The organism is Pseudomonas anguilliseptica (genome assembly GCF_021375795.1).
Taxonomy (GTDB): domain Bacteria; phylum Pseudomonadota; class Gammaproteobacteria; order Pseudomonadales; family Pseudomonadaceae; genus Aquipseudomonas; species Aquipseudomonas anguilliseptica_A.
On sequence record NZ_JAEIOI010000003.1, the window covers coordinates 414,112 to 427,868 of the forward strand.

Below are 13,757 nucleotides of genomic sequence, written 5' to 3' on the forward strand. Positions count from 1 at the left end.
GCCACTTCGCGCACGGTGCCGGCCTATCCTTCGGCGGGAAGCAACGCGGCCCGATGGCGCGCGCGCCAGGCCCGGCACAGACTCTCGGCACTCTAGTCGAGGACACCTCCATGCATCGCCCACTTCGCACCCTTGCCCTGTCACTCGCCGCCAGCCTTGCGGTCTGCACCCTGCCAAGCCAGGCGGCCCTGCTGCCGATGGACAACCAGAGCCTGAGCGAGATCAGCGGTCAGGCCGGCATCAGCATCCGTGCCGACGTGCTGGCGACGATCAACCGGATCAGCTGGAATGACGATGGCGGCAGTGCATCACTGCGCAACGTGAAAATCGACAATGGCTGCATCACCCCCGCCAGCTGCCCGAATGGCTCTGGCGGCAGCTTCGCCTTCGGTGCCGCGCAACTGGGCCTGACCCTGCCGATCTTCGGCGTCAACCTGCCCACGCTGAAGATCGATGTGGTGACCAATGGCAGCGGTCAGCAGCAACTGCAACTGACCCTGCCCGACCTCACCACCATCAACGAACAGTTGGTGGCCAGCGGCATCCCGGCGCAGCGCATTCGCGTACGCCTCGCCGCCGATATGTATGTGGGCGAAAGCCGCCTGGGCAGCATCGAGATGCGCGATATCACCGATCTGCGTGGCACCTTTAAGGTCTGGGGCCACTGAGTAGCGTTACAGCGGCCCATTCCCCCGGCGACGAAACCAGCCGGTCAGCGACAGTCGATCACGGTTGGCCGGCAAGACCTCATGGGGCATGTCGGCGGATAGAAACAGCAGCAGGCTGCCCGCCTGCGGCAACACATCACGGGTCTCGCCAGTCGGCAGATACAAACGCAGCGCGCCGCCCTGCTCGGCCTGCCAATCTTCATTGAGATAGAACACCGCCGACACTGCGCGACGATCATCGTCGCGAAAACGGTCTACATGCTTCTGATAGAACGCCCCCGGCGGATACAGGGCAAAGTGCCCCTCGAAATCCTCCAGCCCCAGGTACAGGCCCTGATTCAGCGCCAGCCGCAGCTCATCAAATACCTGTAGGTACCGATCACAGGCCTCGGCCTGACCCGCCTCCAGCCACTGAATATGGTCACCGCGCACCCCTTCGCGCACCTGCTGCTGCGCGCCACGCCCGACGCCGGCGGGCGCCAATGCACCTTCTGCGGCACGTTTACGGCACTCTTCGGCCAGTTCGAGGGTCAGAAAGGAAGCAATAAACTGCGGCTGTAGCGACCAACCCTGTTCGGCCAGGTCGTCAACGATGCGAGTCAGAAGTGCGCTGTGGGTATCGGTCGTCATGCCGGCGATTCTACCAGCGCCCTGCCGAGCCTCGACAAGCGTCAGCATGCCGCAGAAAATAGCCGCCCCTGAATGGAGTCCCTATGCGCGCCCTTTCCGTTGTACTGACCCTGCTGCTTAGCCTGCCCGCCCTGGCTGACGATTACCTGCAGCTGTATCAGGCGGCCGGCTGGCCGCAACAGCGCATGCACTTCAGCGACGCCCTGCAGGCCGCCCAGGAACGCTACCGCAGCAGCCTGCCGCCGGCGGTGTATCAGGCGCTGGTAAACAACAGCAACCAGCGTTTTGCCGCTGCAGCAGTGGATCAACGTGCGCAACAGGGCCTGCGCGATAACCTCGGCAACCCGGCCAGCGCGTTGCAGTTCTTCCAGTCGCCACTGGGGCGCAAGATTGTCGATGCCGAGCTGCTCGCGACGCGCAGTGATCAACTGGCCCGCTATGCCAACGGCCTGCCACGCAGTGAAGCCAGCGCCACCCGCCGCCTGCTGATTCGCCACCTGGCCCAGGCGTTGCCGGCCAAAGAAGCCGGTGCGGAAGTCAGCCTGGCGCTGGCCGGTGTCGCCGCCGACAGCCTCAGCCAGATGCTCCCCGGCCTGCTCGGTGGCGACAGCGCCCAGGCCATGCTCAATGGCCAGCGCCAGCGCTTGATGGAGCAGATCGGTGCGGATCTGGATAACACCCTGCTGCACGTCTACCGCGAGCTGAGTGATCCGGAGCTGGAAGAGTTTGTCAGCTTTGCCCAGTCAGAAAGCGGCAAGAGCTACTACCAGGCAGCGCTAGCAGCCATCCGCAGCGGCCTGGCGGTTGGTCAGAGCAGCGCCAGCCTGGCTCCGGCGCCACGCGGTATCTGATTAGCTCAACCGCTGGCTGAGAAACTCGAAATAGCGCTGGCGCAAGGCCGGCGTTTCGTTGGCCAGGTGGTGCCGCGCCTCGGGCAGACGCAGAATCTGCGGGGCGGCGAACTTATCCTGCAGCACCCGCAGGTTGTAGCGCCAGGCCACCGTCATATCGGCCTCCCCCTGAATGATCAACGGACTGCGTGTACTGCGTGGCGCGGCTTCGATATGCGGCACCCACTCGCTGAGCGCACCCACCCAGGCGGTTGGCAGGTTGCGCGGCTGCAACGGGTCCTGGTGATGAACGAAGTCGATAAACTCGGCATCGCTGGAATTGACGCTGAAACGCCGGGGAATCTCGCTGACAAAGCGCTTCATGATGCGGTAACTGAACTGCGACCAGCCCCACGCACGCGGCCGCACCAGCGGCGCCAGCAGGATGGTTTCACCGATTGCCGCGCCTGGGCTGCCGGTCAGCAGGTAGTCGATCAGAATCGCCCCGCCGGTGCTTTGCCCGCACAGGTGCCAAGGCTGCGGCAGCGCTAGCGCAGCCGCTTCAGCCAATACCGCCTGCAACACCGCTTGATACTCGCTGAACGCGCCGATGCTGGCGCGCGCACCGCTGGACAGGCCGTGCCCAGGCAGGTCGAAAGCCAGCACCGCAAAGCCCATACCCAGCGCCCACTGGATTACATGGCGATACAGGCCAACGTGATCGTAATAGCCATGCAGCAGCACCAGCGTGGCGCGCGGCTGCTCCGGCCACCAGGCCTGTACGGCGATCTGATAGCCCGCCACCTGCAGCGTGCCCATACGGCTGCGTGCCGCCCAAGTGTCGCTGAAACCGTAGAACTGCCGGTAAGCCTGCTCGCCCGCAGACAGGTCAACGGCTGCGGCCAAGGGTCGCAGACTGGCAAGCAGGTTTTCCGGCTGAAACGGCTCAGGCATTGGCTTTCCATCATTCATGCGGGGAAGTTCCGGCCATCCGGGCCGACGTCATCAGGTTGCGGATATTCTGCTGTCGCGCCAGTCATGGCAAGCTGCGCGCCTGTTCAGCGAAAACTCATCATGACTCGACCCACGCGCAAGACCCTGCTCGCCAGCCTGCTGATTCTGCTCTGGGCCGCCGCCATGCTGGCCGCCTACTGGTGGTATGAAGCGCGCTACCTGCGCAGCTTTAGTGAGCAGACAGCGCTGTTCTACGGCGAGCAGCTGCGCTTGCCGGATGAGCTGGCCGGCCCCAGGCCGATCCGTCTGGTGCACTTCTGGGACCCCGCCTGCCCGTGCAATGTCGGCAACCAGCAACACCTGGCCGAGCTGATCGAACGTTTCAGCCCCCAGGACGTGCGCTTTTATGCCGTACAAAAACCTGGCAGCAGCGGCCAACTGCCCAGCACCCTGAGTGCCCTGCAACCACTGCCTGAGCTGACGGGCAGTGCGCAGATTCCCGCCAGCCCGGCGGTGGCGATCTGGGATCGCCAGGGTCAGCTGGCCTACTTCGGCCCCTACAGTGAAGGCGCCGTGTGCACCTCCAGCAACAGCTTTATCGAGCCGATTCTGGAGGCGCTGATTGCCGAACGCCCGGTCAACGCCAGTAATACCCTGGCGGTGGGTTGTTTCTGCGACTGGCAGAGTCATTGACTATTTCAGGCCATCCGGCAAAAAGCGCTGAAAGATCTGCTGCGCCTCACCAGTGGTCTGCAACTGCCTGAACTGCTGATCAAACTGTGTGATCAACTGATCGCCACGCGGCGAGCCCTTGCTAACCAACAGGAAGAACGCCTTGCTGGCCGTCAACGGCAGATGACGCAACTGCTCATGCCCCTGATAGATGCCCAGCGCCAAGCCGCCATACAGCGGCTCGATCTCACTGGGAAAAAAGTCGCAACGCTGACGCTGCAGCATGTCCAGATTCTGCTGGATGCTTGGGAAGCGCTTGATCGCCTCGCCCACGCCATAGGGCTGATAGTTGTAGCCAATCACTCCGCACACCCGGAAGGGCTGCAGGTTTTGCAACAGCGCCGGCAATGGCACGTCGACAAAGCGCTCGGCGGAATAAAACAGGCCCAAGCGCGTTTCATACAGCGGCGCGCTGTAATGCGCATAGGCGGCACGCTCGGCGTTGTAGCTGGCATCCCAGGTCAGCTCGCAGCGGCCCTTCTCGGCAAAGTCCGCCAACGCCTGCTGCACCCGCGCCCAGGTCATATAGTGCACCTCATACTGCAAACCCAGGTGCTCCAGCGCCGTCAGCACCAGGGTGCTGGCCGAGCCAGTCAAGCGACTACGATCCACCTCGCCATCGACCCGCTGCCAGTAGGTGTAGGGGGGCCACTCGTTGCTGTCGCCCAGGCAGATCTGCACCGGCTGCGCGGCCAGACAGGGCAGCCCCAGCAGCACCCACACTCCACTCACGATCACTCGCCACATAAGCACTACCTCTGGCCTGTGTGGAAAGGCTAGATCAGTCTGCCGCCGTCATCCCAACAACCGACTGTCGGCGAAAGCCCTGCGGCGTCGCACCCTGCCAGCGGCGGAACGCCCGGTAAAACGGCGACAGCTCGGCAAAACCGCAGGCGCGGGCCACTTCACGGATGGCCAGGCCGCTGTCGAGCAACGCCTGCGCACGCTGGCGGCGCACCTCATCGTGCAGTTGGCGAAAGCTCTGCTGTTGTTCGGCCAGCGCCCGCTGTAAGCCGCTGACGCTGTAACCCAGGGCGGTGGCGCAGCGCGGCAAGTCACATAGCTGCACACCCAGGTTGACCTCCAGCCAGTAACGCACGCGGTTGAGCAGCTGGTTCTCCTCCAGCTCCCCCAGCTCCAGCTCGGCCTGCGCCCAAAGCACCGTGAACAGCCGTGGGTTGGCACTGCGCGAGGGCCGGCTGAGCCAGGCGCGCGGGAAGATCAGCGCGTCATGCGCCTGGGCAAAACGCGGCAGCAGGCCGAACAGCCGGCGATGCTCACTGAGCCGGCGTGGGGCTGGGTGACGAAACTCCACAGCGTCGAGCGCAAAGCCGCCGTCGTTGACGCTGGCGAGCATCTTCTGCAGCAACAGCGCCAGGCACTCCATCTGCTGGCGCAACGAGCCGACGCCACGGTAATTGAGGTCGAAGATCAGCCGCGCCTGCTCGCCCTCCAGCTCCAGGCGCGCGGCAAACCCGCCGGAAAGGATGTGCTGAAAGCGCACAAAACTCTCCAGCGCCTGGTTCAGGTCGCGGCTGGCCAGCAGCAGGTAACCCACCACATCCATCGGCCGTGGCTGCATCCGCTCGCCCAGGTGCAGGCCGATATCGTCATCACCGCTGATGCCGGCCAGCGCCTGCCAGAAACGTGGCGCGTTGTCGTGATCCTCACGGGCATTGAGCAGCGGCGGCGCCAGCACCACGCCCTGATAGGCCTGGCGATAGGTGTCGGTCGGGTCCAGCCCCAGCGCGGCCAAGGCCTCATAAAGCAGGCGGCGCAGGGTCGAGGAATGGGTCAGCGCGCTGGCGATGCTGTTGTGCGGATCGTGTTGCATAGCGGCCTCTTGGATTGACCAAAGACTTTCATCATTGCCGTGTTTGGTCAATGCCTGCGCAACCAGCAGTGCGCACAATGGTCAGGCTGATAAAACCTATAACAAGGAAAACCCCATGAAACGCACCCTGACTGCTCTGGCCCTGATCGTCGCGGCCTCTGCCGCCGGCGCTTACTGGTACATCGACAGCAAGCAGCCGCAACGTGACGGCGAGCTGCAACTGAGCCACCTGCAGGCCGCAGTCACGGTGGATTACGACGAGCGCGGCGTGCCGCATATCCAGGCGCAGAACGAGGCCGATATGTACCGCGCGCTGGGTTATGTGCATGCCCAGGACCGTCTGTTTCAGATGGAAATCCTCCGCCGCCTGGCCCGTGGCGAACTGGCCGAAGTGCTCGGCAGCAAGCTGGTCGACACCGACCGCCTGTTCCGCACCCTGGGCATCCGCGAACACGCCGACCGCTACGCCGCGAAGATGGACATGAATGCCCCGGCCAGCAAAGCGCTGCAGGCTTATCTGGATGGCGTGAACCAGTATCAGGCCAGCCACCCGGCACCGATCGAGTTCGATGTGCTGGGCATCGAAAAACGCCCGTTCAATGTCGCCGACACTCTCAGCGTCGCCGGCTATATGGCCTACAGCTTTGCTGCCGCCTTCCGCACCGAGCCGGTGCTGACGCATATCCGCGATCAGCTGGGCGCCGATTACCTCAAGGCCTTTGACCTCGACTGGCACCCGCAGGGCGTGGTCGGGCAAAACCTCGCCGCTGGCGACTGGCAGGACCTCAACGCCATCGCCGAGCTGAGCCATGCCGCGCTGCTGGATGCCGGCCTGCCGCAGTTCGAGGGCAGCAACGCCTGGGCGATCTCCGGCAGCCGCACCGCCAGTGGCAAGCCGCTGCTGGCAGGCGACCCGCATATCCGCTTCGCGGTGCCGTCGGTGTGGTACGAAGCCAACCTGAGTTACCCCGGTTTCAGCCTGTACGGCCATCACCAAGCGCTTAACCCGGTGGCCTCGCTGGGGCATAACCGCGACTTTGCCTGGAGCATCACCATGTTCCAGAACGACGACCTTGATCTGATCGCCGAGAAAACCAACCCGGACAACCCCAATCAGGTCTGGTATCGCGGTCAGTGGGTCGAGCTGCAAAGCCGCGAAGAGCTGATCAGCGTCAAGGATGCCGAGCCGGTACGCCTGACCATCCGCCGCTCACCGCACGGTCCGATCATTAACAGCGCCCTGGGTGAAACCGTCGGCAGCACGCCGATTGCCATGTGGTGGGCCTTCCTGGAAACCGACAATCCGATCCTCGATGGCTTCTATCAGCTCAACCGCGCCGCCACGCTGGAGCAAGCCCGCGTCGCCGCCGAGCACATCGAAGCGCCGGGGCTGAACGTGGTGTGGGCCAATGCCACGGGCGATATCGGCTGGTGGGCGGCGGCGAAACTGCCGCGCCGCCCGGCCGGGGTCAACCCGAGCTTTATCCTCGACGGCAGCAACGGCGAGGCGGACAAAGACGGTTACTACCCGTTCAGCGCCAACCCGCAGGAAGAGAACCCCGCGCGCGGCTATATCCTCTCCGCCAACTACCAGCCCGTGTCGCCGACTGGCATGGAAGTGCCGGGCTACTACAATCTGGCCGATCGCGGCCAGCGCCTGGACGAACGCCTGCGCGACGACAGCGTGAAGTGGGACGTGCACAACAGCCAGGCCCTGCAACTGGAGCCCGGCACCGGCTACCCGCAACGCCTGCTCGCGCCGCTGGCCGCTGACTTGCGGGCTGCCGCCACTGGCAGCGAAGAGCAGGCGCTGGTCGAGCAGCTGCTGAGCTGGGATGGCCAGCATCAGATCGATAACACCGCCGCCACATTGTTCAACCAGCTGGTTTACCAGTTGGCGCGCGAAGCCATGGCCGATGAACTGAGCGAAGTCTTCTTCGCCAACCTGCTGCAAACCCGCGTGCTCGACAGCGCCTTGCCGCGTCTGGCCGCCGATGCCAGCTCGCCCTGGTGGGACAAGCGCGGCAGCGATGCCGTGGAAAGCCGCGCCGACACCGTCAAGGCCGCCTGGCAGGCCAGCCTCGCCCATCTGCGCAGCACCCTCGGTGACGACAGCGCGAAATGGGCCTGGGGCAGCGCCCACACCCTCACCCACAGCCACCCGCTGGGCCAGCAGAAGCCGCTGGATAAACTGTTCAATGTCGGTGCGTTTGCCGCACCGGGCGGCCATGAAACGCCGAACAACCTCTCGCAACCGGTCGGCCCGGCGCCCTGGTCGGTGGTGTACGGCCCCTCGACCCGCCGCCTGATCGACCTGGCCGATGCCGGCAGCGCCCTGGGCATCAACCCGGTGGGCCAGAGCGGCGTGCTGTTTGATCAGCACTACAAGGACCAGGCCGAACGCTATATTCGAGGTGAGTACGTGCCGATGCACCTGGATGCCGAGGCGATCAAAGCCAACAGCCGCAGCCAGCTGATCCTGCACCCATAAGCCAAGGAGAACGGCGATGAAACGTCTGTTACTGCTTTTACTGATCATCCTGCTCGGCCTGGTGGCCGTGGTGGTCGGCCGCACCCTGCTGCTGCCGGCGGCCGCCTTCAACAGCGAGCCGGTTAGCCTGCCTGAAGGGCTGGATGGCCAGCGCGCTGCCGAGAGCCTGGCGGCCGCCATTCGCCTGCCGACCCTGTCGCATCAGGTCGGCGCACCGGCCAGCCAACTGGCGGCCAGCAACGCCGCCTTCGCTGGCCTGCGTGAGTGGCTGGCGCAGCGCTACCCACAGATCACTGCCAACACCGAACCGCTCGCCACCGGCAGCCCAAGCATCCTGCTGCGCTGGCCGGGCAAGGACAGCCAATTGCCTGCGGTTCTGCTGATGGCGCACCAGGACGTGGTGCCCGTCGCACCCGGCACCGAAGAACTGTGGACTCACCCGCCGTTCTCCGGGGCGATTGCCGATGGCTTTGTCTGGGGCCGTGGCGCCATCGACAGCAAAGGCTCGATGGTGGCGATTCTTGAAGCGGTGGAAACCCTGATCGCCCAGGGCTTCCAACCACAATGTGATGTGCTGCTGGCCTTCGGGCACGATGAAGAAATCGGCGGGCACCAGGGCAACCGGCGCATCGCTGCGCAGTTGCAGGAACAGGGCAAACGCCTGGCCTGGGTCAGCGATGAAGGCGGCTTTGTGGTGCGCGGACAGATCCCCGGTGTCAGCCAGGATGTCGCCGTGGTTGGTATCGCAGAAAAGGGCTACGTCAGCCTGACCCTCACCGCCAACGCCCAGGGTGGCCACTCCTCGCAGCCGCCAGCCTTTGCTGAAACCGCCATCGGCCGCTTGAGCCAGGCCCTGCAACGGGTCGGCGATGCACCCTTCCAGCGCGGCTTCGACGGCCCCACTGGCGACCTGCTGGCCAGCTTTACCCCGGCGCAATCTTTCGGCTACCGGCTGATCTTCGCCAACCTCTGGCTGTTCGGCCCGCTGGTGGAACAACAACTGGCCGCCTCGCCAGCCGGTGCCGCGCAGCTGCAAACCTCGCTGTCGCCAACCCTGCTGCGCGCCGGGATCAAGGAAAACGTCCTGCCGCCCAGCGCCCGCGCCACCCTCAACCTGCGCATCCACCCGCGCGACAGCATCGACAGCGTGGCCGCCCACGTGCGCAATGCCGTAGCGGATGAGCAGATTCAGGTCAAAGTCATGCCCGGTGGGCGCGAGCCCTCGGCGGTATCCGATGTCAGGGGCGAGGCCTATCAGCAGTTCGCCGAGGTCATCCGCCAGAGCTTTAGCAACACCCTGGTCAGCCCCAACCTCACCGTCGGCGGCACCGACTCGCGTTACTACGAGCCGCTCACCGACAACGTCTTCCGCTTCAGCCCACTGCTGATGGAGCGCGAAGACCTGCCGCGCATGCACGGCACCAACGAGCGCGTGGCGATCGATACGCTGGCCAATGCCAGTGGCTTCTACTATCGGCTGTTGCAGAGCCTGGCGGACTGACTACCAGTGGGCGCACCTCCGCCACATAGCGCCTGGCGACACTGCGCAGAAGCGCCGCCAGACCAACGAGCAGCGGAACCTATTAGGCCCGCTGCTCACTCAGAATCTGAAGCTCAGCTCTCTTGCCAGATGATCCGCAGCAAATCCCGGCCGGAAGCGCCCGGCGAAACGGCCTTGTGGATCAATAATTGAGAAGGTCAGCGAATGAGCGACCGTATAGCGATCCGGCTCGGGTGAAACTGCAAACTGAATACCCAGCCTGCTGGCAAACCAAAGCAATTGTTCCTCGCTGCCCGTCACGCCACGAAATGACGCGTCAAAGTGCCTGACAAACTGCCCCACCCCAGCCACCGAGTCGCGCTGCGGATCAACCGAGACAAAGACAAAGGCAATCTCAGCGCCATCGCCCAGCTCGGCTAAACGAGCAGCTAAGCCTGCCATCTGCGTCAACCCTGTCGGGCAGATATCCGGGCAGTGCATAAAGCCAAACAACACAATGCTCCAGCGCCCCCGCAAAGACTGATGGGTAAACGCCCCCTGATCAGACTCAAGCCTGAATGGCGCCAGGCTACGGGGCGCACTCAGCCACTCAATCGCTTGCGGCACAGCCGGACGGGGGACGACAAAAGCGGCTACTGCGCCCAACAGCAGCCCCAAACCGAGCAGCAACAGAGCCAGTAGCGGCCTACCCATCGGCCCGCACCCTGCCGCTTGAGTAGAGCAGCCATACCGCCAGCAAGGCGGGCAATGTCACGCCGGCAAAATCCTCAAGCAGCGATTCAGGCCCACAGATACCCACCAGCACCTCCCATATGTGGAACAGCGCGTGGGCAACCAACCAGGCTGTCGGCAGCAACCACAACAGCAGGCGGTGGCGCAGGTAAATCGCACCGTAGATAAACGCGATACCGATCAGCAGGTAGATCATGCCGATGTCGCGCAGGAAGTGCTGGTTGAAAGGCCCCCGGTCCGGCACACCGGGCACCAGCCAGTACCAGGTCTCAGGCGCCAATGTCATAAAGACGCCATTGCCCATGGCCGCCAGCCCCAGCAGCGAAGCCAGCACTGTGCTGCGCGCGTTAGACACCCCCGGCCCCCTCAGCCAAAGCAGGCTCACGGGTAGGCGTCAGGAACGACTCATTGACCTGAATCCGGCTACAGGCCTTGCCGTAACCCAGAGCGTATTTCAGCGCGGGATAGACCCGGTATGAGCTGATGGCAAAACCAATGGCAATCAGTCCCTTGTCACCCCACAGCGCGCGAATCTGCTCACGCAGTTCATCGGCTTCGGGGTTGTGCGCCAACACCTGCTCAGTAAAGCGCACCACCAAGACAAGCTCTGCGGGGAGGTGCTGCAAATCCCGATCAATCAGTGCGCGTACCAGTGCGGGATCAAGCCCCGCCTCCAGGGCCATGTTGACCACCAGCTGCGTACAGGGCCCGCAATCATCCCAGATAATCGCGCGCACTCTTGCGGCATACAGCGGCCCCATGGGCAATTTACCCGCATGCGCAGACATGGTTTGCAAACCCATAAACTTCAGAAACGCACCCAGGTCAGCCTGCAAAATATCCTGCTGATAACCCACGTCGTAGTTATAACGGCGTTTAAACGCCAGCAGCATTTTATTAAGTGCATAACGAATCACTTCAAACACCTCATTGAGTTGAATTTTGTCTGTGCGTTAAATGAATCACTAAAAGCGAGCAATTAACGCAAGCGGAACTCAGGATCATCGTGCCATTGAAATCTCGCGCATCTCCTGAGTGCGCACCGGCTTAAACAAAACAAAGCTGCTCAATAGAAATATCAGGGCACAAATAATCAGCATGGATAAATAACTGCCGCTTTCAAGCAGCCCCGACGCCAGCAGTGGACCTGTCGCCAAACCCGCAAACGAAACAACGGCCGCTGTTGTTGCCAGTTTTCCACTGGCGTCCAGCCCGGCAGTCACAGCCAACAAGTAAGACTGCACAGCGGGCCAGGCGATAAACAACATCGCCATTGCCAGCACATAAAGAGCAGGGTGTGCCGCAAAGATCAGCAGCAACGCTGCAATTGCCGAGATCGCGACGCCGAGTAGCAACCAGGGCAAACGGCCATGGCGTTTGCCAATCATCATCGGTGCCATCGCACCGAGCAGGCCTAACAGCCCAGTGGCTGCGATGTAGATACTGACCGGCTCAGCAGCGAGACCCGCTGCCAGCCCAATCAGCCCGACATAAGCCCAGATCGCACTGGCAGCCACTTGATAAAGCATGATTGCCAGTAGCAGTAGAAAGGCATGGTGATACTTACCGGAGAACAAGATGCCTGGCTCACTTGAGGCGTTATTGAGCGGGATGTTTGCCACTAGCAGGACAAACAACAAACTCAACAACGCCAAACCGGCCATCACATAAAAAACGGCATGAGCATTGGTGAAGTTCTCAAGGAGTGGCAACAGATAAATAACCAGCGCACCCACACTGAACTGGATAAACAACAAACAGCCAAAAGCCCGGTCAGGGTTGTTCAAACGAGCCAGTACAGCAAAGGCAATACCCAGGCTAAAACCGCCAAATAAACCGGCCACAAAGCGCCAGCCCTGCATTGCTTCATAGGTATCAATTCGGGCGCTGGCAATATCCATCAATGCCAGCACTGCCAAACATATAAACACTGCAGGCTGCCAACGAATTCGGCTCACCAGAAAGATTGCAGCCGTAGTGCCGAGCAATCCACCATAACCGTTGAGCGCAATGATCTGCCCCGCTTCCACATCAGAGAAGCCAATATCGCCGGCGAGCGCATTAACCAAACCCGGCAGAAAATTAATATAGGAAAGTCCGGCCATGGTAATAAATGCCATGGCCAGGTAGGTAAACAGAGAGTTACCGATGCGTATATTCAACATAGCGCCTCATGAAAGTGAGTTGACTGCCGCTGCTGTTGAATTCTTATGCGGTACTTGCCAGATGAACATACGGTCGCCTGCCCTATCAGTCGTGAATACTATTCACGAATGCTCATGCTAGGCTCCGCCCACGGACAAACTGCATGTGCCTACTCGCCCATGGACAAACTGCGCTTATTAGAACTATTCCTGGCCACCCATGATGGCGGCAGTTTCGCCGCCGCCGCGAAGGTATGTGACACCGACCCTTCCACCGTCAGCAAAGCCATTGCCCGCCTGGAAGCTCAACTGCAACTCACACTGTTTCAACGCAGCACGCGGCAATTGCGTACCACCACGGCGGGAAAACACTATGCCGATACCGTACGCAAGCTGCTCCAAGACCTCGGCTCCTGCGAGGACGAACTGCGGCACCTGAATGACTCCCCCTGTGGCACCCTGCGCATCAACTCGGCGGTCTGCTACGGCCACCTCTATGTCCGCCCCCTGTTACACGCGTTCTGCCAGCGTTATCCCGCGATCAAGCTGGAGCTTGAGATCAATGACCTGCACCTGGATGTCATCGACAACGACATTGATATCGCCCTGCGCACCGGCTACGTGAAAGACAGCCGCCTGATAGCCCGAAGGCTCAGCCCAATGGACTTTCTCGTCTGCGCCTCACCGCACTACCTCAACACGCAAGGCACACCGCAACACGCGGATGATTTCCACACGCACAGCTGGATTGGGTTTCGCATCAAAGAAACACAACAACTGCAGCCGATATTCTTGCCGAACCGACACGGCGAATACCTTGCTTATGAGCTAGAGCGCCGACATATCACGGATGATGGCGAGGCCATGGCATACATGTGTGCAGATGGCCTGGGCATTGCCCAGCTTCCGCACTTTCTGGCAAAGCCCGGCTTGGACAGTGGCGCCCTGGTCTCGCTTTATCCCTGTTACAGACCGCCACAGCCGGACAATGGCGTATTTATGATTTACCCCAAGCGCGATTACTTGCCCGCCAAAGTCAGAGTATTTACTGAATTTATGACCGCCGCGCTGGAGTCTCTGGGGGAAAACACTCATCACACATGGGCAGAAAAATTAACGCCACTCGTTGAGTTTCCTCATCTCTAATCAACGGCCATATAGAGACAACCCACTATTCTTCCTAGGCGTTGCCCCGACGTCAGCACTAATAGCACTCGCCCGATTCAACACGCCCCGCTGCT

The 13,757-nt window shown here is 62.0% G+C and carries 14 protein-coding genes; 6 read left to right on the forward strand and 8 right to left on the reverse strand.

Going from position 1 to position 13,757, the window contains the following annotated elements; translation table 11 throughout:
- Positions 1–110 precede the first annotated feature (110 nt).
- A complete protein-coding gene (locus IOD17_RS13460) occupies positions 111–668 on the forward strand; it encodes a DUF6160 family protein (RefSeq protein ID WP_325175668.1) in 558 nt (185 codons plus the stop codon).
- A gap of 6 nt (positions 669–674) precedes the next feature.
- On the opposite strand, the gene IOD17_RS13465 is transcribed toward IOD17_RS13460, so the two are convergent.
- Entirely contained in the window at positions 675–1,298 is a 624-nt protein-coding gene (locus IOD17_RS13465; protein ID WP_233685573.1) for a 2OG-Fe(II) oxygenase, read from the reverse strand.
- A gap of 83 nt (positions 1,299–1,381) precedes the next feature.
- On the opposite strand from IOD17_RS13465, the gene IOD17_RS13470 reads away from it, so the two are divergent.
- On the forward strand, positions 1,382–2,149 hold the full coding sequence (locus IOD17_RS13470) for a hypothetical protein (protein ID WP_233685574.1): 768 nt from the start codon (positions 1,382–1,384) through the stop codon (positions 2,147–2,149).
- On the opposite strand, the gene IOD17_RS13475 is transcribed toward IOD17_RS13470, so the two are convergent.
- Positions 2,150–3,082: an alpha/beta hydrolase gene (locus IOD17_RS13475; protein ID WP_233685575.1), complete on the reverse strand. Its 933-nt coding sequence runs from the start codon at positions 3,080–3,082 to the stop codon at positions 2,150–2,152.
- Positions 3,083–3,166: 84 nt separating this feature from the next.
- On the opposite strand from IOD17_RS13475, the gene IOD17_RS13480 reads away from it, so the two are divergent.
- Positions 3,167–3,775, forward strand: a complete 609-nt coding sequence (locus IOD17_RS13480; RefSeq protein ID WP_233685576.1) for a DUF6436 domain-containing protein — start codon at positions 3,167–3,169, stop codon at positions 3,773–3,775.
- Here IOD17_RS13480 and IOD17_RS13485 read toward each other — a convergent pair whose 3' ends face one another.
- On the reverse strand, positions 3,776–4,561 hold the full coding sequence (locus IOD17_RS13485; RefSeq protein ID WP_233685577.1) for a substrate-binding periplasmic protein: 786 nt from the start codon (positions 4,559–4,561) through the stop codon (positions 3,776–3,778).
- 34 nt (positions 4,562–4,595) lie between these two features.
- Positions 4,596–5,648 (reverse strand): AraC family transcriptional regulator, encoded by a 1,053-nt coding sequence (locus IOD17_RS13490; protein WP_233685578.1) that lies wholly within the window; start codon positions 5,646–5,648, stop codon positions 4,596–4,598.
- A gap of 115 nt (positions 5,649–5,763) precedes the next feature.
- Here IOD17_RS13490 and IOD17_RS13495 point away from each other — a divergent pair, with 115 nt between their 5' ends.
- Both IOD17_RS13495 and IOD17_RS13500 read left to right on the forward strand, forming a co-directional pair.
- Complete coding sequence (locus tag IOD17_RS13495) at positions 5,764–8,139, forward strand: penicillin acylase family protein (protein ID WP_233685579.1); 2,376 nt, start codon at positions 5,764–5,766, stop codon at positions 8,137–8,139.
- A 16-nt stretch (positions 8,140–8,155) separates the two neighbouring features.
- The gene (locus IOD17_RS13500; protein WP_233685580.1) at positions 8,156–9,640 is read left to right on the forward strand and encodes a M20 family peptidase; all 1,485 of its coding nucleotides are present in this window, start codon (positions 8,156–8,158) and stop codon (positions 9,638–9,640) included.
- A gap of 99 nt (positions 9,641–9,739) precedes the next feature.
- Here IOD17_RS13500 and IOD17_RS13505 read toward each other — a convergent pair whose 3' ends face one another.
- The 4 genes from IOD17_RS13505 to IOD17_RS13520 form a co-directional block, all read right to left on the reverse strand.
- Positions 9,740–10,333 carry an SCO family protein gene (locus tag IOD17_RS13505; RefSeq protein WP_233685581.1) on the reverse strand — a complete coding sequence of 198 codons (594 nt, stop codon included), beginning with the start codon at positions 10,331–10,333 and terminating at the stop codon, positions 9,740–9,742.
- Positions 10,326–10,727: a hypothetical protein gene (locus IOD17_RS13510; protein ID WP_233685582.1), complete on the reverse strand. Its 402-nt coding sequence runs from the start codon at positions 10,725–10,727 to the stop codon at positions 10,326–10,328. Before IOD17_RS13510 ends, IOD17_RS13505 begins: the two co-directional genes overlap by 8 nt.
- Positions 10,720–11,289 (reverse strand): hypothetical protein, encoded by a 570-nt coding sequence (locus IOD17_RS13515; RefSeq protein WP_233685583.1) that lies wholly within the window; start codon positions 11,287–11,289, stop codon positions 10,720–10,722. Before IOD17_RS13515 ends, IOD17_RS13510 begins: the two co-directional genes overlap by 8 nt.
- 84 nt (positions 11,290–11,373) lie before the next feature.
- The gene (locus IOD17_RS13520; protein WP_233685584.1) at positions 11,374–12,537 is read right to left on the reverse strand and encodes an MFS transporter; all 1,164 of its coding nucleotides are present in this window, start codon (positions 12,535–12,537) and stop codon (positions 11,374–11,376) included.
- 159 nt (positions 12,538–12,696) lie between these two features.
- Here IOD17_RS13520 and IOD17_RS13525 point away from each other — a divergent pair, with 159 nt between their 5' ends.
- Complete coding sequence (locus IOD17_RS13525) at positions 12,697–13,662, forward strand: LysR family transcriptional regulator (protein ID WP_233685585.1); 966 nt, start codon at positions 12,697–12,699, stop codon at positions 13,660–13,662.
- The last annotated feature ends 95 nt before the right edge of the window (positions 13,663–13,757 follow it).

Coding starts and splice junctions, on each gene's coding strand:
- IOD17_RS13460 (WP_325175668.1), top strand. CDS start 111: ATGCATCGCCCACTTCGCACCCTTGCCCTGTCACTCGCCGCCAGCCTT.
- IOD17_RS13465 (WP_233685573.1), bottom strand. CDS start 1,298: ATGACGACCGATACCCACAGCGCACTTCTGACTCGCATCGTTGACGAC.
- IOD17_RS13470 (WP_233685574.1), top strand. CDS start 1,382: ATGCGCGCCCTTTCCGTTGTACTGACCCTGCTGCTTAGCCTGCCCGCC.
- IOD17_RS13475 (WP_233685575.1), bottom strand. CDS start 3,082: ATGCCTGAGCCGTTTCAGCCGGAAAACCTGCTTGCCAGTCTGCGACCC.
- IOD17_RS13480 (WP_233685576.1), top strand. CDS start 3,167: ATGGCAAGCTGCGCGCCTGTTCAGCGAAAACTCATCATGACTCGACCC.
- IOD17_RS13485 (WP_233685577.1), bottom strand. CDS start 4,561: ATGTGGCGAGTGATCGTGAGTGGAGTGTGGGTGCTGCTGGGGCTGCCC.
- IOD17_RS13490 (WP_233685578.1), bottom strand. CDS start 5,648: ATGCAACACGATCCGCACAACAGCATCGCCAGCGCGCTGACCCATTCC.
- IOD17_RS13495 (WP_233685579.1), top strand. CDS start 5,764: ATGAAACGCACCCTGACTGCTCTGGCCCTGATCGTCGCGGCCTCTGCC.
- IOD17_RS13500 (WP_233685580.1), top strand. CDS start 8,156: ATGAAACGTCTGTTACTGCTTTTACTGATCATCCTGCTCGGCCTGGTG.
- IOD17_RS13505 (WP_233685581.1), bottom strand. CDS start 10,333: ATGGGTAGGCCGCTACTGGCTCTGTTGCTGCTCGGTTTGGGGCTGCTG.
- IOD17_RS13520 (WP_233685584.1), bottom strand. CDS start 12,537: ATGTTGAATATACGCATCGGTAACTCTCTGTTTACCTACCTGGCCATG.
- IOD17_RS13525 (WP_233685585.1), top strand. CDS start 12,697: ATGGACAAACTGCGCTTATTAGAACTATTCCTGGCCACCCATGATGGC.